Raw genomic sequence first — 26315 nt, 5'->3', positions numbered from 1 at the left:
CGAACAACCGATCCCGGAGAGCCCTGTGCGCCGAAGCTTCATGTCCATCGCGAAAGGAGATTCCTCTTATCGACAGGATTTGAAGCTCTATGCCCACGCTCAACTTGGGGATTCTGGCGCACGTAGACGCCGGCAAGACTAGCCTCACCGAACGACTGCTCTACGAGGCCGGCGCCATAGCGGCGATCGGCAGCGTTGACGACGGCGACACCCAGACCGACTCCCTGGATCAGGAGCGGCGACGCGGGATCACCATCAAGACCGCCGTCGCCTCCTTCGTGGTGGGCGACGTCGCGGTCAACCTGATCGACACGCCCGGCCACCCGGACTTCATCGCCGAGGTGGAGCGGGTGCTGGCCGTGCTGGACGGCGCGGTGCTGGTGATCTCGGCCGTGGAAGGGGTGCAGGCCCAGACTCGCGTCCTGATGCGGACCCTGCAGCGGCTGACGATTCCGACGCTGATCTTCGTCAACAAGATCGACCGCCGCGGGGCTCAGGACCAGGCGGTCCTGCGGGCGATTTCCGAGCGGCTGACCCCGGCGATCGTCGCCATGGGATCGGCCCGCGATCTCGGCGGGCGGGACGCCGGTTTCACCCCGTTCGACATCGAGGACCCCAGGTTCAGGGCGCGCCTCGTCGAGCGACTGGCCGACCAGGACGACCTCATGCTGGCCGCCTATCTGGAAGGTGGAAGCTTCATCTCGCCTGGCCGGCTCCGCAGAGGGCTGGCCACCCAGGTCCGGCGGGCCCTGGTCCACCCGGTCTATTTCGGCTCGGCGATCACCGGCGCCGGGGTCGAGCCGCTGATGGCGGGGGCGGCCCGGCTGCTGCCACGGGCGCGCGCCGACGTGGACGGCCCGGTCTCCGGCGCTGTGTTCAAGGTCGAGCGCGGGCCGGCGGGCGAGAAGATCGCCTTTGTCCGCATGTTCTCCGGAACCCTGCGGACGCGGGACCGCCTGACCTTCGGCCGGGGCAAGGCGGCCAAGGTCACCGCCATCGGGGTCTTCGACCGGGGCGGCGCGGTGAAGCGCGAAATTCTCGCCGCCGGCCAGATCGGCAAGCTATGGGGCCTGGGCGACATCGAGATCGGCGACGCGATCGGCCTGCCGCGAGCGGGCTCGGCCCAGCGCCATTTCGCGCCGCCGACCCTGGAGACGGTGATCGTTCCGCGCCAGGCGGCGGAGCGCGGCGCCCTGCTGGGCGCCCTGGTCCAGCTCGCCGAGCAGGACCCGCTGATCAACCTGCGGCAGGACGACATCCGCCAGGAGATCTACGTCTCGCTCTATGGCGAGGTGCAGAAGGAGGTCATCCAGGAGACCCTGGCCAGCGAGTACGGCGTCGAGGTCGAATTCCGCGAGACCACGACCATCTGCGTCGAGCGGCCGGTCGGGACCGGCTGCGCCGTGGAGGTGCTGCGCGAAGGCTCCAATCCATTCCTGGCCACGGTGGGCCTGCGGATCGATCCGGCGCCGATCGATTCCGGCGTCACCTTCCGGCTGGAGGTGGAGTTCGGCTCGATCCCGCACGCCTTCCACCGGGCCGTGGATGAGACGGTGTTCAAGACTCTGGCCCAGGGCCTGCACGGCTGGGCGGTCACCGATTGCGTGGTGACCATGACCCACTCCGGCTACCAGCCGCGGCAGAGCCATTCGCATGCGATCTTCGACAAGAGCATGTCGAGCACCGCCGGGGACTTCCGCAATCTGACGCCCTTGGTGCTGATGGCCGCGCTGAAGCAGGCCGGGGTCGTGGTTTGCGAGCCCATGCAGCGTTTCGAGCTGGAGGTCCCCGCCGACACCCTGGGGGCGATCCTCTCGGTCCTGGCCCAGGTGGACGCCATCCCACGCACCCAGCTCATGCGGGGACCCGCCTGTCGGCTGGAGGGCGAGATCCCGGCGGCGAGGGTGCACGAGCTGCAGCAGAAGCTGCCGACCCTGACCCGCGGCGAGGGGGTGCTGGAAACCGCCTTCCACCAGCACCAGCCGGTCCGCGGGCCTGTCCCGTCGCGACCGCGAACCGATCAGGACCCGCTCGACCGCAAGGTCTACCTGCTGAACCTCAAGCGACGGGCGTGACGATCAGGTTGGGTTGGCCCTCGCTACAGCCCCTGGACCTTGGCGAGGTTGGGCCTGGGGATCGGGTGGGCGAAGGGGCCGTGGGTCTTGGCCTTGTCGCGGGCGAGCTCGGCCCAGGCGGCGGCGAAGGCCTGCGGGGTGTTCGGCGTCACGGGCGCGCGGACGAAGCTCACGGTTCGGCCCTTGAACGCGGTCTGGACCTGGACCCAGAGGTCGAGATCGGCCTCCGGCGGGTCGGTGGCCTCGCCCAGGATCACGGCGCGGATCGGGCCGAGCACGATCGCGCTGTCCGTATGGACGACCAGGTCGCCGGCGGGCAAATCCTTGAGCGCCGCGGCCAGGCCGGCCAAGGCCGTGCGCTCCGAGGTGATGTGGCGCGCGCCGCCCGCGGCCCCCGCCAGGCCATCGGCGCTCTGGCGCAGATGGGCCCAGCCGCCGACGCGGAAGGCGGAGTGGTGGCTGGACAGGGCCCACAGGCGGATGGCGCTCATAGGCGGGGCTTTAGCACCCCGCCGCGGAGATTCTTAGAGGGCCGGCGTCAGCGCTCGTCGCGGAGATAGACGACGTTGGTCTTGGCGTTGGAGATGATGTGGCCGATCAAGAACCCGGCGAAGGCGGCGATGGCGAGCGAGGCGTAGGGCCGCTCCTGAACGAAGGTCTCGGCCTCGCCCAGGCGCTTACGGGCCTCCTGGCGCGCGACGCCGTAGCCCTCCTGGGCCTTGGCCTGCAGGACGCTGGCCTTTTCGGTCAGAGCCACCTTGGCTTCATGGGCGAGGTCGGAGGCTGCGCCGACCAAGGGGGCGGCGGCCTGCTTCAGCGCCGCGGCGCGGCGGGGCTTGGGCGTGGGTTGGTTGTTCGTCTGGTCGACCATGGCCTGGGGTTCTCCTGAAGCTTCGGGAGAGACAACGACCTCGCGGTCCCGGCAGTTCCGGCGCGTCTAGGCGATCGCGGTCTGCTCCCGGCGGCGCGCGCCGCGGATCAGGACGCCGACTCCGCCGAAGCCTAAGACCAGCATCGCCCAGGTGGAGGGCTCGGGGACCTCGGAGGTGAGCTTGAGATTGTCCATCACGAACTGCCGGCCCTTGCAGGAGCAGCCGTCGTACCAAGTGGTGAAGGTCAGCTTGTCGAGGCCGCCCCAGCCGGCGGCGAAGAAGGTCGGCCCGGCGGTGTCGAGGTTCAGCACCTGGGAAAAGAGTTCAAGCCCGTCGTTGAAACCCTGGATGCGCAGCTGCAGGCCGTCGATCCAGGCGGCGGTGAAATAGGCGCTCTCGAAGTCGAAGGTCCCGGTGGCCAGCGACACCGCGCCCACCACGTCGCCGCCGGCGTTGAAGGCGACGTTCTCCGGCGAGACGGTCCCATGGCCGAAGCCGGTATCCTCGAAGCCGGCGTACCAGACGGCGCCCAGGGTGCTCATGTTCTCCCAGTCGAGGCCCTCGTAGAAGGTGAGCGCCTGGGCGACCGGTGTGCGGTCGTCGAAGGTGATGAGCTTGGCCTGGGCGGGTCCCGCCAGGACCGCAAGCGCGAGGGCCAGCGCCCCGAGAACCGTCTTCATGATCGTCACCCAACCTAGACTGGCGGCGATCTCGCTCACGCCTAGTGGTGCGGCCAAGCTGTTTCAGGCGGCGGCGGGCGAATTAACCTTGCCCCGTCCCGTGTGGGGGGAAACGGCTCATTCGTGGCGCGGAGCAATGTCGAAGGCCAGGACGCCGGGTTCTGCCTTCAGGCGCTGGGCGAGCCGGTCGGTGGCCGCCGGCCGTGGTCCCTTGACGGTGGCGGCCAGCTCCATCACCCCGTCGGAGGTCAGGTTCTGGCGGACCACCTCGCCCTTCAGCCCGAACTCGCCGATCAGGGCGCGGAACGCCGCTTCGCCCGGCGCCTGGTCGCGGCGATAGCGGATGGCGACATCTACGTGGCTGACATGCGGCAGGTGGAAATCCAGCCAGCGCAGGCCGGCCAGCACCGCCAGGGTCAGGACCGTGCCGCCGATCGCCAGGCCGTAGAAGCCGACGCCGTAGAGGACGCCCAGCGCCGAGGTGATCCACAGCGAGGCCGCGGTGGTCAGGCCGTGCACGGTGGGACCTTCGCGGAAGATCACCCCGCCGCACAGGAAGCCAATCCCGGTGAGGACGCCGTGGGCCATGCGCACGGGGTCGATACGGATCAGCTCGTGCGGCGTGTCGCTGAGCCAGCGCACCTGATGGACCGCCGCCAGCATCAGCAGGGTCGAGGCCAGGCAGACCAGGATGTGGGTGCGGAAGCCGGCGGGCCGGCTGCGGTATTCGCGCTCGAAGCCGATCAGGCCGCCGGCGATGGTCGCGCCCACCAGGGGCCATACGAGGTCGGGGTTCCACCAGTCCATGGGGTTGGAACGCACGAGCCGCGGTTAAGCTTCACGGCAGGGGATGAGGGCTAGCGTGTGTTCCTTCTCCCGCAAGGGGAGAAGGAACACGATGCTAGACCACCACCGCAAGTAATCCCTAGACCCGCTCGACCATCATCGGCAGGCCGCCCTGAGGCCTGAGGGTGGTGTGGGCGACGGGGGTGACGATGTGGCCGTCGACCGGCCGGAAGCGGAACCGGGCCAGCCAATGGGAGAGGATCAGCATGGCCTCGGCCTGGGCGAAGGCCATGCCGATGCAGATGCGCGGGCCGGCGCCGAAGGGGATGTACTGGAAGCGGTGGTGCTGGGCCTTGGCCTCGGGGTCGAAGTTCTCCGGGTTGAACAGCTCGGGCTCGTTCCAGAGCTTGCGGTGGCGATGCACCACCCAGGGCCAGACGCTGACCATCTCGCCCTTGCGCACCGGCTGGCCGCAGATCTCGTCGTCCTCCAAGGCCTGGCGGTCCATGCGCGGCACCGGGGGGTAGAGGCGCAGGGTCTCGTCCCAGACCATCCGTAGATAGGGCAGGCGGGCGAGGATCTCGGCCGGCGAGCCGCCGGCCTCCAGGGCGGCCTGGGCCTCCTCGCGCGCCCAGTCCTGGGCTTGGGGGTCGCGGCTGAGCAGGTAGATGGCCCAGGCCAGGCCGTTGGCGGTGGTCTCGTGGCCGGCGACGAAGAAGGTGGCGGCGTTGTCCAGGGCGAGCTTGGCGGCGACCTTGGGCTCGTAGCGCTCGGCGAAGGCGTCGAGCAGCCGGGTCATGAAGTCCTCGCTGGGCGAGGGGGCGGCCTGGCGCCTGGCGATGAAGTCGGCGAGCTGGCCCAGCAGCACCTTGCGGCCCCGGGCGCCGCGGCGCTGGCCGGCGCTCTGGTCGAGCCAGGGCATGCCGAACAGCACGCCCAGGCGGTACTCGCCGGTGGCCGCAATCAGCGCCTCGAGATGTGGCGCCGTGTCCTTGAAATTGAGGCCCGCCTGGCCGGAGAACAGGGCTTCGTCGATGATCTCGAAGGTGGTGCGGGTGGCCTCGGCGGCGATGTCGACCCGCTCGATCGAGCCCATGGCCCAGCGGTCGGCGGTGCGGCGCGCCACGGCCATGAAGGTGGGGTTGAAGCCCGCCAGGGCGGCGGGGGTGAAGACCGGAGCCATCAGCCGGCGCTGGTCGCGCCACAGCTCGCCCTCGGCCGAGAACAGGCCATCGCCGAGCGCCGGGGCCACCATCTTCCGGACCAGGCCGGGCTTGGGGTAGTTGGCGGCGTTGTCGAGGAAGACCCGCTTGATCCCCTCCGGGTCGCTGATCCCGTGATAGGTCAGGTGCAGGATCTTGGTCTTGCGGTTCAGGACGTCGAAGGTCTCGCGCGGCCAGCCGACCAGGGGATTGCGCGAGGTTTCGCCCAGGAACACGTCGTAGAGGCTCGGCCAGGTCTCTGGCTGATCCGGCGCGGCGGGCCGGAAACGCGTGGGAGGCGCGCGTGGCGACGACGGTTCCTGGGCGAAGGGGCGATCGAGGGCGAGGTTGATATCCGTCATGGCGTTGGTCTTGCGAGCCTTTCGACGCCGTCAGGATGGGCGACGTGCTGCGTTGCACCAAACGATATAACCGCGGTATGCTTGTGAGGTGAGATCACAAGGATGAGGCTGCTGGAAAAGCGTTCGCTGCCGCCGCTGACCGCCCTGCGCGCCTTCGAGGCCTTCGCGCGGCGCGGGCGCATGACGCTGGCCGCCGACGAGCTGTGCGTCACCCACGGGGCGGTGAGCCGCCAGATCCGCAGCCTGGAGGAGGCGGTCGGGCTCGAACTCACGCAGGGACCACGCCACCGGCTGAAGCTGACCGAGGCGGGCCAGCGGCTGGCGGCGTCCCTGTCGGGCGCCTTCGACCAGGTGGAGCGGACCCTGACCGACCTCAAGGCCGCCGCCCACGAGGAGCTGCACCTGTCCTGCGTCGGCACCCTGGCCATTCGCTGGCTGATCCCGCGCCTGCCGGCCTTCCACGCGCGCCATCCGGCCGTGCGGGTGAGGGTGACCGAGTCCTACGCCTCGGTGGACTTCGCCCGCGAGCGGTTCGACGCGGCGATCCGGGTGAACGAGACCGCGCCGATCGCCGGCGCCCACGCCATGGCCTTCCTGGAGAACTTCACCGGGCCGGTGACGGCGCCGCAACTGGTGGGCGGCGGGCCCACCGGGCTGGAGGGGCTGACCCGGCTGACCACCGGCACCCGCCAGACCGCTTGGAGCGAGTGGGAGAACAATTCGGGGATCACCCTGCCGCAGGCGCCGGAAGTCCAGGAGTTCGAGCACGTCTTCTATGTGCTGGAGGCCGCCGCCGCCGGCATGGGGGTGGGCCTGAGCCCCTGGATCTATGTGGCCGGCGACATCGCCGCCGGGCGGCTGGCCGCGCCGCTGGGCTTCGCGCCCACACCCTCGCGGTTCTGGTTCCTGACGCCGTCGAAGGAGGTCAAGCCGGCGGTGGCGGCGTTCCGCGACTGGCTGACGGAGGAAGCAGCCAAGGCCCCCGCGCCGCCGGGGCGAGGCTAGGCCCCACCTCCAATTCCGTTCTTCCCCGCGAAAGCGGGGACCCAGGCGTTTTTGTTGTCAGCGCCGGAAGAACGAAAACAACCTGGGTCCCCGCTTTCGCGGGGATGAACGGCGAGGAGGACGGCGAAGCCGGCGCTACTCACCCGCCGTACTTCTCCAGGTCCTCGTCGGAGATGTCGTAGTCGCCGTAGACGTTCTGGACGTCGTCGTCGTCGTCCAGGGCGTCGAGCAGCTTCATCAGCGTGCCGACCGGCTCGCCGGAGATCGGGGTGAGGTTCTGGGCGCGCCAGATGATCTTGGTGGTCTTGGCCTCGCCGAGCGTGGCCTCGAGGGCCGCGGCGACCTCGGCGAAGTCTTCGTAGGCGGTGTAGATGGTGTGGCCGTCCTCGTCGGACTCCACGTCCTGGGCGCCAGCCTCGATGGCGGCCTCCATGACCGCGTCCTCGGTGCCCACCTTGGCCGGATAGGTGATCTCGCCCAGGCGGTCGAACTGGAAGGCCACCGAGCCGGAGGCGCCGAGATTGCCGCCGTTCTTGGAGAAGATGGTGCGGATATTGGCCGCGGCGCGGTTGCGGTTGTCGGTCAGGCCCTCGACGATGATGGCGACACCGCCGGGGCCGAAGCCCTCGTAGCGGACCTCGTCATAGCTCTCGGCGTCGCCGCCGGCGCCCTTCTTGATCGCCCGGTCGATATTGTCCTTGGGCATGGACTCGGCCTTGGCGTTGGCCACCGCCAGGCGCAGGCGGGCGTTCATCGCCGGATCGGGGAGGCCCGCCTTGGCGGCCACCGTGATCTCGCGGCTGAGCTTGGAGAACAGCTTGGACCGCACCGCGTCGGCGCGGCCCTTGCGGTGCATGATGTTCTTGAATTTGGAGTGTCCGGCCATGGGTCTCGTTCTGGCTTTTCTTGCAGCAGGTGGGCGCTTCTAGCGTCCGACGGCGGCGAAGGCCAGCCGGGGACGGAGGAACCACGGCCCCGCCTGGGGGTTGAGCCCTTGGACGCGGTGGAGCCCAGAGATGACCGACTACAGCGACTATACCGACGACAACCTCGCCGAGGCCCCGGAGACCGAGGTCGTCCACTGGATGGATCGCCGCCCGCTGACCATCGGGGCGGCGGGGCTTTCGGGCGCGGTGGCCGGCGCCTTCCTGCTGGGCGCGGTGGCGGCCCTGGGGCTGGTCGTGCTCTCGAGCCGGATCAGTCCGCGGCCACGCTGGAACAGTCTATTCTCTCGCTCGATCCATTGAGTAGGCGATAGACGGCGTCCTGCGGGACGTCCTGGGCCCAGGTCTCGGCGCGCGAGAGGCCCAGATAGGCCCCGCGCACCACGCGGCCCGAACCGCCGTGGCAGACGATGATGACCTTGCGCTCCGACTCCGGCGGCAGCTCCGACAGCCAGTCGGCGACACGGGTCTCGACGGACTCGTAGCCCTCGCCATTGGGCGCCGCGAACTGCCATTGGCCGGCGCCGAAGGTGTCGGGGTGCTCCCGCGCCAGCTCGCCGCGCAGCCGTCCATCCCAGTCGCCGAACGACACCTCGATCAGCCGGTGGTCGATCTCCGGCGTGAGCCCCACGCGGGCGGCGATCGCCTTGGCGGTAGCCTGGGCGCGGCCGAGCGGACTGGAGATCAGCCGCCAGCCGGCCGGGTCGCCGATCAGCTCGGCCAGCCGCTCGCCCATGGCCTGCGCCTGGGCGCGACCGCGCTCGGTGAGGGGCGAGTCCAGATGACCCTGCATCCGCCCCTCGGCGTTGAAGTGCGTCTCGCCGTGCCGCGCCAGGTAGATCATCGCTTGCGGCGGACCACGGGGTGGGAGGAGGACAGCCCGCCGTCGACCACGATGGCGTGGCCGTTGACATAGGAGGCTTCGTCGGAGGCGAGGAACAGGGCGGCGTTGGCGATCTCGATGGGCACGCCGCCGCGGGTCAGCGGATTGAGCTGGCCGATCTTGTCCTCGTTGCCGCGGGCCCGGGCGCCGTCGAAGATCGGCTGGGTCATGCCGGTCTCGATCAGGCCGGGGCAGATGGCGTTGACCCGCACGCCCGTGCCGTAGAACTCGTTGGCCGCGGTCTGGGTCAGGCTGATGACGCCCGCCTTCGACGCCGAATAGGGCGAGCCGCCCGCACCCGAGCGGATGCCGGCCACCGAGGCCGTGCAGATGATCGAGCCCTTGCCGGCTGGGATCATCACCCGCGAAGCGTGCTTCACGGCCAGGAAGGCGCCGATCAGGTTGATGCGCAGGATCTCGGCCCAGAAGGCGCTGTCCTGCTCGTCGAAGGGGGTCCAGCCGCCGGAGACGCCGGCATTGGCCCAGCAGACGTCGAGGCCGCCGAAGTCCTTCACCGCGCGGGCCACCAGGCTCTCGACGAAGGCCTCCTCGCCGGCGTCGCCGACCAGGGCCACGGCCTGGCCGCCGGCCTCCGTCACCATCTTGGCGGTGTCGTTCACGGCCTCGGCCTTGTCAGCGATGACCAGGTTCGCACCCTCTTTCGCGAACAGGATGGCGCTGGCCCGGCCGATGCCGCTGGCGGCGCCCGTAATGACGGCGGTCTTGCCGGAAAGTCGTCCCATGGTGGTTCCTTCGAGGTTGGCGCCCGGGGTTCAGCCGAGCGCGAAATTGACCGCCAGGCCCGCGGCGATCAGCAGGCAGAGCGGCGAATAGTAGAGTTGGTTGAGGCGGTGGAAGGCGGTCCCCTCCGCGCGCCGCCAGACGGCGGGGACGAAGCCCGCCAGGCCGCGCACCAGGAAGACTCCGGCCAGCACGAGATAGGCCGTGGCGACCAGCGGCCGCCAAGGCCCGTCCAGGACTTCGGCGCTGAAGGCGACGATCACGGCGGCGCCGGCGGCGATCGCCAGCGACACGAAGATCGTCAGGCCGGCGGAGGGCATCCGCGAGCCGGGCCGCGCTCCCAGCACCTTGTCGGCCAGGCTCAGCTCATCGGTTCCCGGCCAGCGAAAGCCGAAAGCCCAGGAAAAATGCAGTCCGGCGATGGCCAGCAGCAGGGCCGCGAGGCCTATGGCCAGCGGGTTGATCACCGGGCGCGCTCCGCCGCGGCCAGGATGGCGTCGATGAAGGTGTCGTAGAGGGCCGGCGGCAGGTCGTGGCCCATGCCCGGGATCACCCGCAGCTCGGCGCCGGGAATGGCGCTGGCGGTGGCCTCGCCGCCGACCAGCCGCACCAGCGGATCGTCGGCGCCGTGCAGGACCACGGCGGGGACGGCGAGCCTCGAAAGCCGCTCGGTGCGGTCGCCGTCGGCGCGGATGGCGGCCATCTGGCGGGCCGAGCCGGTGGGGTTGAAGGCCCGCCCATGCTCGGCGATGACCCGCTCGCGCAGAGCGCCGTCGGGCCAGGGATAGCCGGGACTGCCGATGGTCAGCGCGTTCTTCACCCCATGGGCGATGAAGGCCTCGCGGTCGGCCTGGGGATCGGGCGGGGCGGTGGTCAGGACCGCGCCGGCCTCCGGCGTCGGGTCCAGGGTCCCCGGCGCGCCGCTGGCCGACATGATCGAGGTCAGCGACAGCACCCGGTCGGGATGCGCGATGGCCACGGCCTGGCCGATCATGCCGCCCATGGAGACCCCGGCCACGTGGGCCTTCTTCACGCCCGCGGCGTCCAGCACCGCCACGGCGTCAGCGGCCATGTCGGAGAGCGCATAGGACTCGCCCGGCTTGAACCAGGTGGAAAGCCCAGCGTCGCGGTTGTCGAAGCGGAGGGCGCGATAGCCCCTGGCGACGAGCTTTTCGCAGAAGGCCGCCGGCCAGCGGGTCATCTGCGAGCCCAGGCCGTTGATCAGCAGGACGGCGGGCGCCTCGGCGGGGCCGAAGCTCTCGTACTCGATCTCGACGGCGCTGTTCTTCGCGCGGGGCATGGGGCTCTCCTAGGCTGTCATCCCGGCTGTAGCGCAGCGGAAGGCCGGGACCCATACGCACCGATCGATCCGGCGGAACCTGTGCGTATGGGTCCCGGACAAGCGCCGCGCGCTTTCCGGGATGACACGTGTTTGGACTTGAATCTAAGGCACCAAGACCACGCGGCCGACGGCGGCGCGGCTTTCGATATAGGCGTGGGCCTCGGCGGCTTCCGACAGCTTGAAGACCTTGTCGACCACCACCTCAAGCTCGCCCTTGGCGGCGTCGTCGATCAGCTGCTGGATGTTGTCGTGCACCCGGTCGGTGCCGATCTCCGCGCCCAGGAAGACGCCCGACAGCGAGCGGTTGCCGCCCATCATCGAGCCGACGTCGACCACCATGGCCTCGCGCCCGGCGGCGCCGACCATGGAGACCCGGCCGCGATAGGCCAGCGCATTGATCGAGCCCTGCAGGGTAGGGCCGCCGACCGAGTCGACGATCACGTCGACGCCCTTGTTGTCGGTCAGGCGCTTGGCTTCGCGGACCACATCGTCGCGGGTGTAGTTGATGCCGTGGTCGAGGCCGAGCGGCTTCAGCCGCTCCAGCCGCTCATCTGAGGAGGCGGTGGCCAGGATCAGGCTCGCCCCGCCGCGCTTGGCGAGCTGGATGGCGGCGACGCCGACGCCCGAGGCGCCGGCCTGGACCAGGACGGTCTCGCCCTTCTTCAGGCGTCCGAACTCGAACAGGCAGTCGTGGGCGGTGCCGAAGGTGACCGGGATGGCGGCGGCCTTCTTGACGTCGAAGCCATCGGGGATCGGCCAGCAGTTGCGGGCCGGGACGGAACGCAGCTCGGCGTGGCTGCCCCAATTGTTCACGGTGGCGACCTTCTGGCCGACCTTCAGGTGGGTGACCTCGGCGCCGACCGCGACGATCTCCCCGGCGGCCTGGTAGCCGACCACATGGGGCACGGTCATCAGCGGGCCGCGCCAGCGGTTCAGCGTGTCGCCACCCTCGATGGCGACCGCCTCGACGCGGATTACGACGCCCTTGGGGTGGCAGGCGGGGTCGGGGACCTCCTCGTACTTCAGGACCTCGGGACCGCCGTTCTCGTAATAGACCGCCGCTTTCATGCGTTTTCCCCCAAATGACTTAAACAAATGTTTGACCGGAAGCTAACCGGGCGGAAGGGCGCCGCGCAAGGGAAAGCCCGGCGTCGCTGGAGGATTTGGCGAGGCGGCGCACGGGCTGTTTTAGAATTGTCGTGTTCGGAGAACCTGTTCGCTACGCTTGACGCCTGATTCTCCCGCAAGAACTGGCGACCCGCCCGCATGGACGCCGATAGAGACGCCAAGGCCGCCCTGGTCATCGAGACCATGTATCGGATCGCCGCCGATCTGGAGAACTGGGAACAGCTCATCGACGCGCTCGGCGCGGAGCCCGAGGGCGAAGACCTCTCCGTCCAGTCGATCCGCGACCTGGCCCACAGCGAGGATATCGCCCGGCTGCTGAGCCGTTCGGACGAGGGGCCGGGCGGCGCCCGACAGCTCCGGAACGACATTGGCTGGATCGTGCTGTCGGCGCAGGGGCGGACGATCGCTGCCAATTCCGCGGCCCAGACGGTGATGGAGGATGGCCTGGGCGAGCTGCGGATCGGCTCGGCCCCGACCTTCTCCGATCCCGCCAATGGCGAGGCTCTCAGCCGGGCCCTGGGCCAGGCCCGGGCCCTGGCCGGCGGTCGCATCATCCTGAAGCTGCTGCGCGACGCCGAGGAGGGTCCGCGTTTCTCCTATGTGATCCCGGCTCGCGACCTGCCGGGCGCCATCGGACCCGCGGAGATGACGCAGGACGCCTTCGCCGTGGTGTTCCCGGCTATCGAGGAGACCGGCCGGCTGTGGGCGGCCATGCGCGAGAGCTTCGGCCTCACGGCCGCCGAGGTTCGTTTGGCCATGAAACTGCGCGACGGCCGGGCGCTGAAGGAGGCCGCCGACGATCTGGAGGTCAGCGTCAACACCGTGCGTAACCAGCTCCGCGCCATCTTCGACAAGATGGGGCTGAACCGGCAGAGTGACCTGATCCGCGCCCTGACGGAGCTGTCGGCGGTGGCCAACGCCATGGACGCCGAGGGGCCCGAGCGGCGGGTGGAGCACGCCGTCCTCGACGCGCCCACGGTGCGCAGCATCGTACTGGCCGACGGCAGGCGCCTGGCCTATCGCGACTATGGCGATCCGGCCGGCCGGGCGATCCTGTCCTTCCACGAGGGTCTGGGCTCGTCGCTGATGCCGCCCGGGACCCAGGGCCTTGCCCGCGAACTCGGCCTGCGGATCATCAGCGCCGAACGGCCGGGCTTCGGCCAGTCCGACCCCAGGTCGGACTACAGCTTCGACGGCGTGGCGCAGGACATGGTCGAGCTGTGCGACCGCCTGGAGCTCAAGACGCTGCGGATCGGCGCCCTGCTGTCGGGGGCGCCCTCGGCGCTGCAGACGGCCATCCGGCTGGGGGCGCGGGTTACGGCGGTGCATCTCTATTCCGGCCGGCCGCCGCGGCGGCTGGAAGACGCCCCCCGCAATCCGCTCGCCCAATTCCGCGCCCGCATCGAGAACAATCCATGGGTGGTCGAGACCCTGTTCGCGGTCCTGCGGCTGCGAGTCTCGCTGACCCAGGTGGAGAAGGTGCTGCGCCGCTCCATCGCCCACTCCCCCAGCGACCAGGCCTTTGTCGAAGGCCACCCCGAGGTGCTGCCCTTCATCGCCGCCTATGTGGGTGAGGCCCTGGCCCGCACAAGCCGCGGGCCAGCCGACGAGGTGCGCGCCTTCCGGCGCGGCCAGAACCTGACCGTCACTTCATTGCGGGCGCCGCTGGTGGTCTGGCACGGGGCGGAGGATGTGATGGCGCCGCTTCCCGACCTGCTGGCCTTCCTGGGCGACACGCCCCGTGAGCTGCGCATCAAGCCCGGGATCGGCCACCTGCTGGCCCTGAAGCACTGGGAGGAAATCCTGCGCGACGCCGCGGCATAGTCCATTTGCGTCATGCGCGGCCGTCGCAGCTGTGTTTCCGTTGACCCGACTGGAACGGTCGAGCTTGGGGGAGTTTCGAGCGGTCACAGATCAGAGACGGACGCGGCCCCCCACGGGTCGCGTCCGTTGTTGTTTGGGGGCGGCTCAGCCGTTGCGCTTCACATAGGCGCGGATGGCGGCGATCACCTGGTCCTGGTGGTCGGGGGTCAGATAGGGGTGCATGGGCAGGCTCATGACCACCTTCGACTTGGCCTCGGTGACCGGTAGGCCCCCCGGGGCCGGATAGACCGAATAGACGTCCTGCTTGTGGATCGGGATCGGGTAGTAGACGGCGCTGGGGATGTCCTGGCTCTTCAGGTGGGCGGCCAGGCCGTCGCGATCTTGCGTCTCGATGGTGTACTGGGCCCAGACCGAGACTCCGCCGTCGATCACCTTGGGAACCGCGACCACGTCGGAGAGGCCCTGGGCGTAGCGGTCGGCGACCACGTTCCGCGCCGCGATCTCGTCGTCGAAGATGGTCAGCTTCTGCAGCAGCACCGCGGCCTGGATGGTGTCCATCCGGCTGTTCATGCCGATGCGCAGATTCAGGTACTTGGGATCGTGGTCGAAGGTTCGGCCCACAAGGTCGGACTTCACCGCCTGGCCGTGGACGCGCAGGCTGACCAGCAGGTCGTGCAGGCGTTCGTCCTTGCACAGCACCGCCCCGCCGTCGCCGTAGCAGCCGAGCGGCTTGGCCGGGAAGAAGCTGGTGGTGGTGACGTCGGCCCAATGGATCGGGTGTTGGCCGTTCAAGGTGCAGCCGAAGCCCTGGGCGGAATCGGCGATCAGCTTCAGGCCGTGCTTGGCCGCGACCGCGGCGATGGCCGGATAGTCCGCCGGCTGGCCGAACAGATCGACGGCGATCACCGCCCTCGGGGTGAGCTTGCCTTCCGCCTTCACCGCGACGATGGCGGCGTCCAGCTTGGCGGGGTCGAGATTGTAGGTGTCGGGCAGGATGTCGACGAAGACCGGCGAGGCGCCGACCAGGGGCATGGCCTCGGCGGTGGCGGCGAAGGTGAAGGACGGGCAGAACACCGCGTCGCCCGGCCCGATCTCCCAGGCCATCAACGGCAGGACGAGGGCCTCGGTCCCCGAGCCGCAGGAGAGCACGAACGGCGCCTGGCCATAGTCGGACATCTGGCGTTCGAACTCGGCGATCTCCGGCCCCATGATGTAGGCGCCAGAGCGCACCACCTTGAGGATGGCGTCCTCCAGCGGCTGGCCGAGGCGGGCCCGCTGGGCCTGGAGATCGATGAACGGAATGGGCATCTGGCGATCCGAGTCTGAAGCGGCGCGCTTCATGGCATGGGGAGTCTAGCGAAGCCAAACACGCTTGGTGACGGATTTTTGCGACCGCTCAGGCCATGGCCGCGCGCGCCGGGGCGAGGCGTCAGTCCTTGTGGACCGTGCCGCCCTTCATCACGAAGCCGACCTGCTGCAGGACCGTGATGTCGCTGAGCGGGTCGCCCTTCACCGCGATCAGGTCGGCGGCGTGGCCCGGCGTCAGGGCGCCGATCTCCCTGGAGAGGCCCAGATGCTCGGCGGCGACCACCGTGGCGGACTGAACCGCCTCCAGCGGCGTGAGCCCGGCCTTCACCAGCAGGGCGAACTCCTGGGCGTTGTCGCCGTGGGCCGAGACGCCGGTGTCGGTGCCGAAGGCGATCTTGACCCCGCCCTCATGGGCGCGGCGCGCCATGTCCAGCATCTTGGGGCCGGCCTCCAGCGCCTTGGCGGTCTGGGCCGGGGTGAGGAAGTTGCCGGGGCCGGCGGCGATCCGGGCCACATAGTCGCCGGCCATCAAGGTCGGGACCAGATAGCCGCCGGACTTCTTGAACAGGGCGATGGACGAGGCGTCGAGATAGGTGCCGTGCTCGATGGAGTCGCCGCCGGCCTTGAGGAAGGCGTTGACCCCGTCCAGGCCGTGGGCGTGGGCCGTGACCTTGCGGCCCATGCGGTGGGCGGCGTCGACGATGGCCGCCAGCTCCTCGTCGGAGAACTGCTGGCCCAGGCCCGCGGCGGTGTTGGACAGCACCCCGCCGGTGGCGGTGATCTTGATGATGTCGGCGCCCTTCCAGACCTGCTCGCGCACCGCGCGGCGGCAGTCGTCGGGTCCCGAGCAGACCGAGCCCGGCCGCAGGACGTGCATGACCTCCTCGCTGAAGCCGTTGACGTCGCCGTGGCCGCCGTGGACGGAGATCGCCGAACCCGAGGCGATGATCCGCGGGCCGGGGACATCGCCATTGGCGGTGGCGTTGCGCAGGGCGAAGATCGCGGCGTTCTCGGCGCCCAGGTCGGCCACGGTGGTGAAGCCGGCCATCAGGGTGCGCTTGGCGTAGCGGGCGCCGACCATGGCCTGTTCGGCCGAGGACTGGGTGACCTCCTCCAGGCGGCTGTTGGGGTTCTGCTGGCCGGTGAGGTGGACGTGGCTGTCGATCAGGCCGGGCAGGACGAAGCTGTCCTTCAGGTCGACCACGCTCGCGCCGGGATCGGAGACATAGCCGTCGGCGATGCGCACCACCTTGCCGTCCTGGACCACCAGGGTCTTGGCGGTCTCGACCTTGCCCGAGGCGGGGTCGATCAGCACCTTGCCGGCCTGGACGAAGGTCATGGGACCCGCCGCCTGGGCGGAGGCGGCCAGGGCGAACGTCGCGGCGAGCGCGACGCCCGAAATCAGGATCTTCACAGGTTCAGCCCCACTGGATTTCGAGGCCGCGCCCCGAGCTGGCGCGATCCTATGCGGGGCCGCGCGGGATGGCCAAGCGATGTATCGCCGATGGATGGCTATGGCGGCGAGGATCGCAGGGCGTCGACCAGCCAGGCGTTGAACTTCGCCGGCTCCTCCAGATGCGGATTGTGTCCGGAGCGTTCGAACCAGACCAACGTCTTGGCGGGCGCCTGGATGCGCTCGAAATAGTCCCGGACCAGGGTGGAGCTGGTCAGGTGGTCGTGCCGACCCGCGGCGATCAGCACGGGGACCTCGAAGCTTAGATAGGTCCGGTCGAGGTTCCGGCTCAGGAGTTGCGGCTCCAGAAGCCGGGCGCCCAGCACGCCCCCGTTCGTGGTGGCGTAGAGGTCGCGCCAGTTCGCCTCTGAGGATCCGAGGCTCATCAGGATCAGGCGCGGAAGGCTCATGTCCGCGTAGGAGGCGCCGCCGAACGCGTCGAGCCAGGCGCGCTGCACGAAGATTTCCTCGCCGGAATAGGGCGGCGGCCCGATCTCCCGGAGCTGGCGCAGCGCTTCGCCGTCCTGCCGGCGTCGCGCCTGATCGACGGCGTAAGCGTAGGACAGCGCCTCGGCGCGCGGCTTATCGGCCATCTGCCCGATGCCGACATAAGCCGAGACCTTGTTCGGATGCTGCGTTGCGTAGAGGACCCCGAGCATCGTGCCCCAGGAGTGGCCGACAAGGATGACCTTGTCCTGGCCAAGCCGGGCGCGGAGCCGGTTCACCAGCACGTCGAGATCGGCGACCATCTGATCGACGGTCAAGCTCTCGGGGGGCGGCGCGCGGGGATCGAGCGTCTGGCCGGCCAGGCGCTGGTCCCAGTAGACGACTGTGAAGGAGTCTTCGAGCCGGCCGTTCAGCACGCGCAGGATCGGCGTCTCGCTGGATCCAGGCCCCCCATGAAGCCAGACGAGGATCGGCTTGGAAGCGTCGCGGCCCCGAATGATGACGGACTGCTCGACGCCGTTGATCGCCCAGCGTTCGGCGACCGCAATGCTGCCCGCTAGCGGCCTTCCGGCCGGGCCTTCGAAGGGCGGCGTCGAGATCGGCGCGAACAGCCGCGCGGTCGCGACCGCCGCGACGAGGATGAACAGCGTGAGCCCGACCCGAACCCACCGGGTGATCGCCGGCATTCTCCCCCCTCGTCGCGCTGCGCCTAGATCTGCCGGGTGCGGCCTTCCCAGTAGGGGGCGCGGACCTTGTTGCGCTGGATCTTGCCGGCCTCGGATCGCGGCAGTTCGGTCACGAAGTCCAGGCTGCGGGGCACCTTGAAGGCCGACAGGGTCTTGCGGCCGAAGTCGAGGATCTCCTGGGCCAGCTGGTCCGATGGCTGGTAGCCCGGCTTCAGCAGGATCACCGCCTTGACCTGTTCGCCCCACTCGTCGTGCGGCACGCCGACGGTGGAGGAGTCGGCCACCGCCTCGTGCTTGATCAGCTCGTTGTCGACTTCCTGCGGATAGATGTTCACCCCGCCGGAGATGATGGTCTCGGCGTTGCGGCCGGTGAGGAACAGGTAGTCGTCCTCGTCGAAATAGCCGACGTCGCCCATGGTGAAGAAGCCGTCCACCCGGCTGGCGTTGGTCTTGGCCTCGTCCTTGTAATAGGTGAAGCCGCCGCCGGGCGGGAGTTGGTGATAGATACCGCCGGCCACGCCGTTGGGCAGGTCGTTACCGGCTTCGTCGAGGATCCGGCACTGCAGCAGCATGGGGCGTTTGCCGACGCTGCCGGGCTTCTTCAGCCATTCCTCGGAGGAGATGGTGAAGCCGGCGCCGCCCTCCGAGCCCGCATAGTATTCCGATAGGATCGGGCCAAACCACTCGATCATGGCGTGCTTGACCTCGGGCGGGCAGGGCGCCGCGCCGTGGACGATGTACTTCACGTGGCTGACGTCGTACCTGGCCTTCACCTCCGGCGGCAGGGCCAGCAACCGCTGGAACATGATCGGCACCAGGTGCAGGTGGGTGACCTTTTTCTCGGAGATGGTCTTCAGGACCAGTTCGGAATCCCACTTGTCGATGAAGTGCAGCGGCACGCCGGCGCCCATGGCGGCGCGGACGTCGAAGGCCAGCGGCGCGGCGTGATAGGCTGGGCCGGCGCAGAGCTGGATCGAGGTCTCGTGATCGTAGCCGCGCAGGGCGTACATGGCCTGGGGGGTGATCACCGGGGCCGGGCGGAAGACGCCCTTCGGCCGGCCGGTGGTTCCCGAGGTGTACATCATCGAATTGCCGAGCACGGGGTCGGGGATGTCGGAGCCGTCGAGCGGGGCGAGCGCGGTGTCGTAGTCGACGAAGCCCGGAATGGCCCCACCGACCGCGAGCTTCAGGACCAGGTCGGGGCATTGCTCGGCGGCGGGTCCGACGCTGGCCACCCGGGCCTCGCCGACCAGGATCTTGGCCTCGCAGTCCTTGATGATGTAGGCGATCTCGTCGACGGTCAGGTGCCAGTTCACCGGGGTGAAGCGGATGCCGGCCCGCAGGGTGGCGGCCAGGACCTCCACGAACTCGGCGCGATTGGAGCAGACCAGGGCCAGGGAATCGCCGGCCTTGAGGCCGTGCTGACGGAAGAGACGGGCGAGCCGGTTGGCCGCGGCGTTGAGCTGGGCGAAGGTCTTGGTCCGGCCGCCGGGGTCGATGGCCGCGGCCTTGTCGGGATGCACCCGAGCCCAGACGGCGGTGGTCATGCCGACCGTGGCGGCCGCTTCCAGGGCCTGGTCCAGGCTCACGCGCTCTTTCAAATCTTCCATCAAATCCTCCCGTCGCCACGGGCCGGAGGAACGGCGGCGCGGCGCTTTTTCTATGGTGCGCGACGGAGTTTTGCGGCCGGCCGACAACGCGAAATATGCGCGCGGGCTTGGGCCTTTCCGTCTCGTAAACCCACCATGACAGGGGATCGCGGCGGCGACAACGCCGTGTGAAATCCGTACGGCGACCGGATCGGGCCCGGGCGTTTCGGCCCAGCGGTAGGCCATGAGGCCGGCCCGGCGCCGTCAAGGGCGCCCTGTAGAACGGCGCATACGGACAAATCTATATTTCATCCATGTCGTCAAATCGTGTCTGGCGCGCGGGGAACCGGCGCCGCAAAATAGTTTCCATACTCGGACATGGAAATTGTGATGAGTGATTCTCCCCCCTCCCAGCGGAGGGCGGGACCTTCTGACTCCGCACCGAAGGTGGATGTCAGTCAGATGCCCAGGGTCTTGCAGCGGATCACCGCGCTGGCCCTGAAGTATCCGGGTCGCGTGTCGCTGGCCATCATCTGCTCCCTTGGGTCCGCCGTGGCGAGCCTCGCCTTGCCGCGCCTGTTCGGCAATGCGGTGGACCAGGCCCAGGTGCTGCTCACGGCCGGCGCCGGCCATGCGGCGGAGGCCCAGGCGGCGCTGTGGGGCACGGCCCTGCTGGTGATCGCCGCGACCATCGTGCGGGGCCTGATGACCATGGCCGCCGGCTATCACGGGGAATATGTCAGCCAGCAGGTGGGCTACGACCTGAGACTGCGCTTCTTCCAGCAGCTCCAGCGGCTCAGCTTCGGCTTCCACGACCGCATCCACTCCGGCGACCTGATCACCCGGGGCATGCTCGACCTGGAGGGGGCGCGGGTCTTCATCCAGGGCGGCATGATGCAGGCCCTGACGCTGGCCCTGCTGCTGGGCTTCGCCAGCTACATGATGCTGTCGACTGACGTGGTCATGGGCCTGATCGGCCTGGCCTTCGTGCCGGTCGCGGGCGCGGCGCTGGGGCGGATGGGCTTCCTGCTGCGGGTCACCTGGCTGCGGGTTCAGGAGCTGATGGCGATCCTGACGCTCACCATGGAAGAGAACCTGCAGGGCATCCGCGTGGTGCGCGCCTTCGCCGGCAAGCGCTTCGAGATGGCCAAGTTCGACGCCGCCTCGCTGGATGCGCTCCACTATTCCTACAAGCGCATCACCCTGCGGTTCCGGGCGGTGTCGGTGATGCAGGTCTCGTTCTACGGCTCCATGGGGGTGCTGCTCTGGTACGGCGGCCACAAGGTGATCGACGGGACCATGACGGTGGGCAAGCTCACCGAGTTCCTCACCTATATGACCCTGCTGCAGACCCCGATCCGCCAGATCGCCATGATCTTCAACGCCGCGGCGCGGGCCACTTCGTCCGGGGCGCGGCTGTTCGAAGTGCTGGACCTGGAGCCGGAGATCGCCGATGCGCCCGGCGCGAAACCGCTGGCGCCCACGCAGGGCACGCTGCGGTTCGACCATGTGGATTTCGCCTACGACCCGGGCGGCAAGCAGGTCCTGAAGGATGTCAGCTTCGAGGTGCGCGCGGGCCAGACCCTGGGCGTCGTCGGGCCGCCGGGCAGCGGCAAGTCGACCCTCGCCAACCTGATCCCGCGCTTCTACGACGTCACCGGCGGGGCGGTCACCATCGACGGCCAGGACATCCGCAACATGACCCTGGCGAGCCTTCGGGAATATGTCGGCCTGGTGCAGCAGGAGGCCTTCCTGTTCGACTCGTCCATCGGCCACAACGTCGCCTATGCCGATCCCTGGGCGGCCGAGGACCGTATCGTCGACGCCGCCAAGACCGCTCAGATTCACGACCATATCGCCGGCCTGCCGGAGGCCTATGAGACTCGGGTCGGTGAGCGCGGCGTAGCCCTGTCCGGAGGCCAGCGCCAGCGGATGAGCATCGCCCGCGGGGTGGTGCCCGGACCCGGCGTGATGATCTTCGACGACTCCACCGCCGCCATCGACGCGGTGACCGAACGCCGCGTGCGCGACGCGCTGGCCCACGCCACCCAGACCAAGGCCACAATCGTCATCGCCCACCGCCTGTCGTCCCTGATGCACGCCGACCACATCATCGTCCTGGACGATGGCCAGGTGGTCGAGCGCGGGACCCATGCCGAGCTGGTCCGGCAGGGCGGAGTCTATGCCGACCTCTATGAGCTGCAGACCCGCTCGGACGCCGAGGCCGTGCTGGACGACGCGCCGGCGCCCGAGATCGAGGAGGTCCGCGGATGAGCGACGTCACCGCCGACATCCCCTCGAACGAGGCGCCGCGCCAGCCGCGCGCTTCGCTGGGGTCTTCCGAGGGCGACGACATCTTCGGGACCTTCGACACCAAGGTCGCGCGCCGGTTCCTCGTATTCCTCAGGCCGCACAAGAAGGCCTTCGCCATGGCTGTGGTCGCGGTGCTGTTCGCCGCGGTCTCGGTGGTGGCGATTCCGGCCGTGATCGGCCAGGCGGTCAATTCGGCGGTGACCGGGGACGCGGAGAAACTGGACCGCACGCTGGTCGCCTTCGCGGGCCTGGTGGCGGTCTATTCCGTCGCCTTCTTCGTGGAGCAATGGCTGTCGGCGCGCCTCGCCCAGCGGGTGATTTTCGACATCCGCCGCAAGATGTTCGACCACTTCCAGGACGTGTCGCTGTCCTTCATGGACAAAACCCATGTGGGCCGGATCATGGCCCGACTGCAGGGGGACGTGAACGCCCTGCAGGAGTTCCTGGAGAGCTCCACCGGCGCCATCGGCGACGTGGTCATGCTGGTCGGCATCACGGCCGTCTTGCTGAGCATGGACCTGAAGCTCGGCCTGCTGACCCTGACCGTGCTGCCGGCGCTGATCGCGATCCGCGCGATCTGGCTGCCGTTCTCGAAGTCCAGCTTCCGCGAGGCGCGCGACGCCTCGTCCACCGCCAACTCGGCCCTGGCCGAGAACATCAACGGCATCCGCACGGTGCAGGAGACCCGCCGCGAGGCGGTGAACTTCGAGCTCTACAAGGACAAGGCCCGCGAGAACATGGACGCCCAGAACGGGGCGGCCTGGATGACCCAGATCATGGTGCCGACGGTGGACGTGCTCACCGGCTTCGCCATGGCCATCGTCATCGTGGTGGGCGGCGGGGCGGTGCTGGGCGGACGCCTCGACGTAGGCGTCATGGTCGCCTTCATCTTCTATGTGCAGCGGTTCTTCGATCCGGTCCGCATGCTGTCGATGCAGTACACGATCATGCAGCGGGCCATGGCCGCCGGGCACCGGATCTTCGAGGTGCTGGACGTTTCCATCGCCATCCAGGACAAGCCCGACGCCATCCCGCTGAAGGACATCCCGGCCACGGTCGAGTTCAAGAACGTCACCTTCGGCTACGATCCCAAGCGCCCGGTGCTGCACGACATCAGCCTGACCGTGCGGCCCAAGGAGGTGGTGGCCCTGGTGGGGCCGACCGGGTCGGGCAAGACCTCGATCATCGCGCTGACCCACCGGTTCTATGAGGTGGATCAGGGCCAGGTGCTGGTGGGCGGCCACGACGTGCGCGACGTGACCCTAGATTCGCTGGGCGCCACCATCGGCATGGTGCTGCAGGAGCCGTTCCTGTTCACCGGCACGATCGAGCAGAACATCCGCTACAACACCGAGGGCGCCACCACCGACGACGTGATCGCCGCGGCCAAGGCGGTCTCGGCCCACGACTTCATCATGCGCCTGCCCGAGGGCTACCAGACCATGCTCGGCCAGCGGGGCCGCAACATCTCCATGGGCCAGCGACAGCTGATCTCGTTCGCGAGAGCCCTGGTGGCCGACCCGCAGATCCTGATCCTCGACGAGGCCACAGCCAATATCGACTCCTTCACCGAGCAGGCGATCCAGAAGGCGCTGAAGGTGCTGTTCGCCGGCCGCACCTGCATGGTCATCGCCCACCGGCTGGCGACCATCCGCGACGCCGACCGCATCGTGGTGCTGCAGCAGGGCCGTATCCTGGAACAGGGGCCGCACGACGAACTGATGGCCCATGGCGGGCTCTACGCCCACCTCTACACCTCGGCCCACGCCTCCTTCGACGACCAGGTGGTGGCGGCCACCGGCGACGCCGAGTTCGCCACGCGGACCTGAGTCTCAGAGGCCGCTGGCGCCGGAATCCACCGCGAGCTGCTGGGACGTCACATAGACGCTCTCGTCGGACATGAAGAACAGGGTCGCGTAGGCGATCTCCCAGGCGGTGGCCTGGCGGCCAAAGGGCAGGTGCTCGCCCTTGCCGCGGGAGGGCCGGCCGGCCCCGGCCGCGCGGCCGTTGGGGGTATCGACCAAGCCCGGATAGACGGTGTTGACCCGGATGCCGCGCTTGCCGCCCGCGAGCGCGCTATGGCGCATGAGGGCCGCCAGCGCCGCCTTGGAGGTGTCGTAGGCCACCAGTTGCGAGCCGGCCCGCAGGGCGGCGATGGACGAGATCAGCACGATGGGCGAGCCGGCCTCCAGCCGCTCCAGCCCCTCGCGGCAACAGAGCATGGCCCCACGCAGGTTGATGGCGAAGATGCGGTCCCACTCCTCGATGTCGAAGCCGCGCAGCCCCGTCCCGCCGAAGGTCCCGACATTGTAGACAAGGCCGTCCAGGCCCCCGAGCGCGGCCGAGGCCTCCTCGAACATCCGCACCATGTCGGCCTCGACGGTGACGTCGGCCTCCACCGCCTCGGCATCGCCGCCCGCCTCGCGGATCAGCCGGGCGGTCTCCTCGGCGCTGGCCAGGTTGACATCGGCGACGGCGACCTTGGCGCCTTCGCGGGCGTAGAGCAGGCACATGGCGCGGCCGTTGCCGATCGGGTCTGTGGCCGCGTCGAACACCCGCTGTCCGCCGCCGACCACCAGGATGCGCCGCCCGGCCAGCCGGCCGCGGCCGGGGGCCTCACCGAGGGACTCGGCGCTGGGCGGACGGGGTTTCAGTTCGGTCTGCGTCATGATCCTAGCCCAGCCTGACGGGCGCTTGGGGGATGGTCTTCCAGAAGTCGGGGTCGTGGCCGTACATGATCCGCGCGCCGCGGGCCTGCATCGCCCGGAACCGGTGGAAGACGGAAAGGGCGGCGGGCTTGTCGGCGATCACCCCGGGGGCGTGCAGGTTCTCCAGGGATTCCTTGAGGTAGCAGGCGTCGCCGCAGAGAATGAACTCGCCGCCCGCCGTCCTGACCCGCAGCGACTGGTGGCCCGGCGTGTGGCCGTAGGTCGGCAAGCAGACCACCGAGCCGTCGCCGAACAGGTCGTGTTCGCCGTCCACCTGCTTGAGCCGCTGGCCTGTGTCGAAGTCCTGCTTGAGGTAGCCCGCGGCGGCGCCGGCGGCGAAGGCGTGGCTCACCTCGCGCCCCTGGACCACCACATCGGCGTTGGGGACCTGGGCGTTGCCGCCAGCGTGGTCGTAGTGCCAGTGCGAATTGACCACATACTCCACCGAGGTCGCATCGACCTGGATGGCCGCCAGCCGGGCGGCCAGCTCCTCACCGGGATGGAAATGGAAGGTCGCGTATTTCAAGCCCGCCGCGCCCATATAGCCGACCGGGTCGGTCTGGGTCTGGATGTGCAGGCCGCTGTCGAACACCGCCCGGCCCTTGGGGTGGACGATCAGATAGGCGGGGATCGGCACGGTGATCCAACCGTCGCGGCCCTCTAGCAAGAAGCCGTGCGGAATGGTCAGGTGGCCGCAGGTGAAGGCGAAGAGCTCGACGCTCACGCCGGCGCCCCCGCGGCGCGCTGGGCGGAGTTGAACACCTTCATGCCGGCGGGCGGGTCGATCGGCGTGCAGGTCGCCTCGGTGAGCCTCGCCATGGTCATGTAGAAGCCGATGGTCAGGATCGCTTCGACGATCTCGCGGTCGGAGAACCAGCGCTTGGCTTCGGCGAAAACCGCGTCCTCCACGCGGACGGTCTCGATGACCTGGCGGCCGAAGGCCAGCAGGGCCTGCTCGGCGGCGTCGAAGACCGGGGCCGCCAGCTCGCCCTCGCCGATGGCCACGATCTGGGCGGACGGCACGCCCACGCCCTCGGCGATGGGGACGTGCTGCACCCATTCATAGGCGCCGCCTTCCAGGTTGGCGACCAGCAGGATGAGCAGTTCGCGCAGGTGGTGGCTCAGCTCCTGCTTGGCCAGGATCGCCCCGCCCAGACGCATCTGCGGCACGGCGCAGGTCTCCGCGTGGGCCATCATCCTGAAGATGTTCAGCTTGACCACGGCGGCGCGCAGGGCTTCGCCGGTTTCCCCGGTGGCGGTGTCAGGATCGACGAGCGGTAGCCGGCTCATGGGCGTCTCCAGGTTGGGACCTGGCGACAAGCGCCAGGAAGGTATCGAGGAACCGGTCGAGGGCGGCGCGGACGCGGGCGCGCAGCGAGGCCTTGGCGGGCATGATGTAGTGCTCGAGCCGGATGAAGGTCAGGCCGGCCATGAACAGGCGAGCCGTCTCGCCGGGATTGGCGGCGGTGATCTGGCCGCCTTGGGCGAAGCCGCTGAAGTAGCGGGTGACCACCCCCAGTTCGTCGGAGAACAGGGCCTCCACATAGTGGGCGCGCTCGCCCTCGAACCGGTTGCGCTCGGCCAGGATCAGCTCCTGGAACCGCTGCTCGCGAGGGTCCGACCACTGGTCGAGAAGGTCCTCGACATAGAGCCGGCAGAAGCCGGCCGGATCGTCCTTCACCTCGGCGTAGCGCGGCCCGCGCAGGCGGTCGGCGGAACTGGCCGGGCCATAGGCGTCGATCAGGGCGTGGTAGATCGCCTCCTTGCCCGCGAAGTGGTTGTAGAGACTGCTCTCCCGCAGGCCGACCTCCCGGGCCAGCCGCCGCACCGAGGTGCCGGCGAAGCCGTGCTCGGCGAACAGCTCGAGCGCCGCCTCGAGAATGCGGGCGCGGGTGTCCTTGACGAGGGCGGGTCCGGTTTTCACGCGGCCAATCCTAACGAACGATCGTTCGTCTGGCAATCGCCGT

General features: G+C 69.2%; 25 protein-coding genes. 6 read left to right on the top strand and 19 right to left on the bottom strand.

All coding sequences use genetic code 11. The features are described from left to right. The first annotated feature begins 89 nt into the window (after positions 1-89). Positions 90-2075, top strand: coding sequence for a translation factor GTPase family protein (locus Q8Q88_RS12085; RefSeq protein WP_305675437.1), 1986 nt, complete (start codon positions 90-92; stop codon positions 2073-2075). 23 nt (positions 2076-2098) lie between these two features. On the opposite strand, the gene Q8Q88_RS12080 is transcribed toward Q8Q88_RS12085, so the two are convergent. The 5 genes from Q8Q88_RS12080 to Q8Q88_RS12060 all read right to left on the bottom strand — a co-directional run bounded on the left by Q8Q88_RS12080 (position 2099) and on the right by Q8Q88_RS12060 (position 5977). Further along, the gene (locus Q8Q88_RS12080; protein WP_305675436.1) at positions 2099-2566 is read right to left on the bottom strand and encodes a hypothetical protein; all 468 of its coding nucleotides are present in this window, start codon (positions 2564-2566) and stop codon (positions 2099-2101) included. 47 nt (positions 2567-2613) lie between these two features. Further along, positions 2614-2946, bottom strand: a complete 333-nt coding sequence (locus Q8Q88_RS12075; protein ID WP_305675435.1) for a YqjD family protein — start codon at positions 2944-2946, stop codon at positions 2614-2616. A gap of 66 nt (positions 2947-3012) precedes the next feature. Further along, positions 3013-3627, bottom strand: coding sequence for a PEPxxWA-CTERM sorting domain-containing protein (locus Q8Q88_RS12070; RefSeq protein ID WP_305675434.1), 615 nt, complete (start codon positions 3625-3627; stop codon positions 3013-3015). 117 nt (positions 3628-3744) lie between these two features. Then, on the bottom strand, positions 3745-4449 hold the full coding sequence (locus Q8Q88_RS12065; RefSeq protein WP_371129852.1) for an MgtC/SapB family protein: 705 nt from the start codon (positions 4447-4449) through the stop codon (positions 3745-3747). A 103-nt stretch (positions 4450-4552) separates the two neighbouring features. Continuing rightward, the gene (locus Q8Q88_RS12060) at positions 4553-5977 is read right to left on the bottom strand and encodes a cytochrome P450 (RefSeq protein ID WP_305675433.1); all 1425 of its coding nucleotides are present in this window, start codon (positions 5975-5977) and stop codon (positions 4553-4555) included. Between the two features lie 102 nt (positions 5978-6079). On the opposite strand from Q8Q88_RS12060, the gene Q8Q88_RS12055 reads away from it, so the two are divergent. After that, positions 6080-6982 (top strand): LysR substrate-binding domain-containing protein, encoded by a 903-nt coding sequence (locus Q8Q88_RS12055; RefSeq protein ID WP_305675432.1) that lies wholly within the window; start codon positions 6080-6082, stop codon positions 6980-6982. A 139-nt stretch (positions 6983-7121) separates the two neighbouring features. Here the strand turns inward: Q8Q88_RS12055 and Q8Q88_RS12050 are convergent, their stop codons facing one another. Further along, complete coding sequence (locus tag Q8Q88_RS12050; RefSeq protein WP_305675431.1) at positions 7122-7868, bottom strand: YebC/PmpR family DNA-binding transcriptional regulator; 747 nt, start codon at positions 7866-7868, stop codon at positions 7122-7124. A 130-nt stretch (positions 7869-7998) separates the two neighbouring features. On the opposite strand from Q8Q88_RS12050, the gene Q8Q88_RS12045 reads away from it, so the two are divergent. Then, the gene (locus Q8Q88_RS12045) at positions 7999-8229 is read left to right on the top strand and encodes a hypothetical protein (protein WP_305675430.1); all 231 of its coding nucleotides are present in this window, start codon (positions 7999-8001) and stop codon (positions 8227-8229) included. Here the strand turns inward: Q8Q88_RS12045 and Q8Q88_RS12040 are convergent. From Q8Q88_RS12040 to Q8Q88_RS12020, 5 genes are all read right to left on the bottom strand, one after another. Continuing rightward, entirely contained in the window at positions 8180-8770 is a 591-nt protein-coding gene (locus tag Q8Q88_RS12040; RefSeq protein WP_305675429.1) for a histidine phosphatase family protein, read from the bottom strand. The two genes, Q8Q88_RS12045 and Q8Q88_RS12040, sit on opposite strands and share 50 nt — an antisense overlap. Beyond that, positions 8767-9552, bottom strand: coding sequence for an SDR family NAD(P)-dependent oxidoreductase (locus Q8Q88_RS12035; protein ID WP_305675428.1), 786 nt, complete (start codon positions 9550-9552; stop codon positions 8767-8769). Before Q8Q88_RS12035 ends, Q8Q88_RS12040 begins: the two co-directional genes overlap by 4 nt. Positions 9553-9582: 30 nt before the next feature. Beyond that, positions 9583-10017 carry a DUF3995 domain-containing protein gene (locus Q8Q88_RS12030; protein ID WP_305675427.1) on the bottom strand — a complete coding sequence of 145 codons (435 nt, stop codon included), beginning with the start codon at positions 10015-10017 and terminating at the stop codon, positions 9583-9585. Next, positions 10014-10850, bottom strand: a complete 837-nt coding sequence (locus Q8Q88_RS12025) for an alpha/beta fold hydrolase (RefSeq protein ID WP_305675426.1) — start codon at positions 10848-10850, stop codon at positions 10014-10016. Before Q8Q88_RS12025 ends, Q8Q88_RS12030 begins: the two co-directional genes overlap by 4 nt. 144 nt (positions 10851-10994) lie before the next feature. Then, on the bottom strand, positions 10995-11960 hold the full coding sequence (locus Q8Q88_RS12020; RefSeq protein ID WP_305675425.1) for a zinc-binding alcohol dehydrogenase family protein: 966 nt from the start codon (positions 11958-11960) through the stop codon (positions 10995-10997). 198 nt (positions 11961-12158) lie between these two features. Between Q8Q88_RS12020 and Q8Q88_RS12015 the strand changes: the two genes are divergently transcribed. Further along, positions 12159-13844 carry a hypothetical protein gene (locus Q8Q88_RS12015; RefSeq protein ID WP_305675424.1) on the top strand — a complete coding sequence of 562 codons (1686 nt, stop codon included), beginning with the start codon at positions 12159-12161 and terminating at the stop codon, positions 13842-13844. Between the two features lie 144 nt (positions 13845-13988). Here the strand turns inward: Q8Q88_RS12015 and Q8Q88_RS12010 are convergent, their stop codons facing one another. The 4 genes from Q8Q88_RS12010 to Q8Q88_RS11995 all read right to left on the bottom strand — a co-directional run bounded on the left by Q8Q88_RS12010 (position 13989) and on the right by Q8Q88_RS11995 (position 19348). Next, the gene (locus Q8Q88_RS12010; RefSeq protein ID WP_305675423.1) at positions 13989-15152 is read right to left on the bottom strand and encodes a DegT/DnrJ/EryC1/StrS aminotransferase family protein; all 1164 of its coding nucleotides are present in this window, start codon (positions 15150-15152) and stop codon (positions 13989-13991) included. A gap of 121 nt (positions 15153-15273) precedes the next feature. Continuing rightward, positions 15274-16491, bottom strand: a complete 1218-nt coding sequence (locus Q8Q88_RS12005) for an amidohydrolase family protein (RefSeq protein WP_305675459.1) — start codon at positions 16489-16491, stop codon at positions 15274-15276. Positions 16492-16664: 173 nt separating this feature from the next. After that, positions 16665-17738: an alpha/beta fold hydrolase gene (locus Q8Q88_RS12000; RefSeq protein ID WP_305675422.1), complete on the bottom strand. Its 1074-nt coding sequence runs from the start codon at positions 17736-17738 to the stop codon at positions 16665-16667. A 23-nt stretch (positions 17739-17761) separates the two neighbouring features. Further along, the gene (locus Q8Q88_RS11995; RefSeq protein ID WP_305675421.1) at positions 17762-19348 is read right to left on the bottom strand and encodes an AMP-binding protein; all 1587 of its coding nucleotides are present in this window, start codon (positions 19346-19348) and stop codon (positions 17762-17764) included. Positions 19349-19789: 441 nt separating this feature from the next. Here Q8Q88_RS11995 and Q8Q88_RS11990 point away from each other — a divergent pair, with 441 nt between their 5' ends. Then, positions 19790-21601 carry an ABC transporter ATP-binding protein gene (locus tag Q8Q88_RS11990; RefSeq protein WP_305675420.1) on the top strand — a complete coding sequence of 604 codons (1812 nt, stop codon included), beginning with the start codon at positions 19790-19792 and terminating at the stop codon, positions 21599-21601. Beyond that, entirely contained in the window at positions 21598-23469 is a 1872-nt protein-coding gene (locus tag Q8Q88_RS11985) for an ABC transporter ATP-binding protein (protein ID WP_305675419.1), read from the top strand. The genes Q8Q88_RS11990 and Q8Q88_RS11985 overlap by 4 nt, the downstream gene beginning before the upstream one ends. A 3-nt stretch (positions 23470-23472) precedes the next feature. Here the strand turns inward: Q8Q88_RS11985 and Q8Q88_RS11980 are convergent, their stop codons facing one another. The 4 genes from Q8Q88_RS11980 to Q8Q88_RS11965 are packed head-to-tail and all read right to left on the bottom strand — an operon-like array spanning position 23473 to position 26272. Next, positions 23473-24309: an SDR family NAD(P)-dependent oxidoreductase gene (locus tag Q8Q88_RS11980; protein WP_305675418.1), complete on the bottom strand. Its 837-nt coding sequence runs from the start codon at positions 24307-24309 to the stop codon at positions 23473-23475. Positions 24310-24313: 4 nt separating this feature from the next. Further along, positions 24314-25072, bottom strand: a complete 759-nt coding sequence (locus Q8Q88_RS11975) for an N-acyl homoserine lactonase family protein (protein WP_305675417.1) — start codon at positions 25070-25072, stop codon at positions 24314-24316. Next, positions 25069-25638: a carboxymuconolactone decarboxylase family protein gene (locus Q8Q88_RS11970; RefSeq protein ID WP_305675416.1), complete on the bottom strand. Its 570-nt coding sequence runs from the start codon at positions 25636-25638 to the stop codon at positions 25069-25071. The genes Q8Q88_RS11975 and Q8Q88_RS11970 overlap by 4 nt, the downstream gene beginning before the upstream one ends. Next, a complete protein-coding gene (locus tag Q8Q88_RS11965; RefSeq protein WP_305675415.1) occupies positions 25610-26272 on the bottom strand; it encodes a TetR/AcrR family transcriptional regulator in 663 nt (220 codons plus the stop codon). The genes Q8Q88_RS11970 and Q8Q88_RS11965 overlap by 29 nt, the downstream gene beginning before the upstream one ends. Between the last annotated feature and the right edge of the window lie 43 nt (positions 26273-26315).

The sequence above is a fragment of the Phenylobacterium sp. genome (assembly GCF_030697925.1).
Lineage (GTDB): Bacteria > Pseudomonadota > Alphaproteobacteria > Caulobacterales > Caulobacteraceae > Phenylobacterium.
This window is presented reverse-complemented; position numbering and strand designations above follow the sequence as displayed.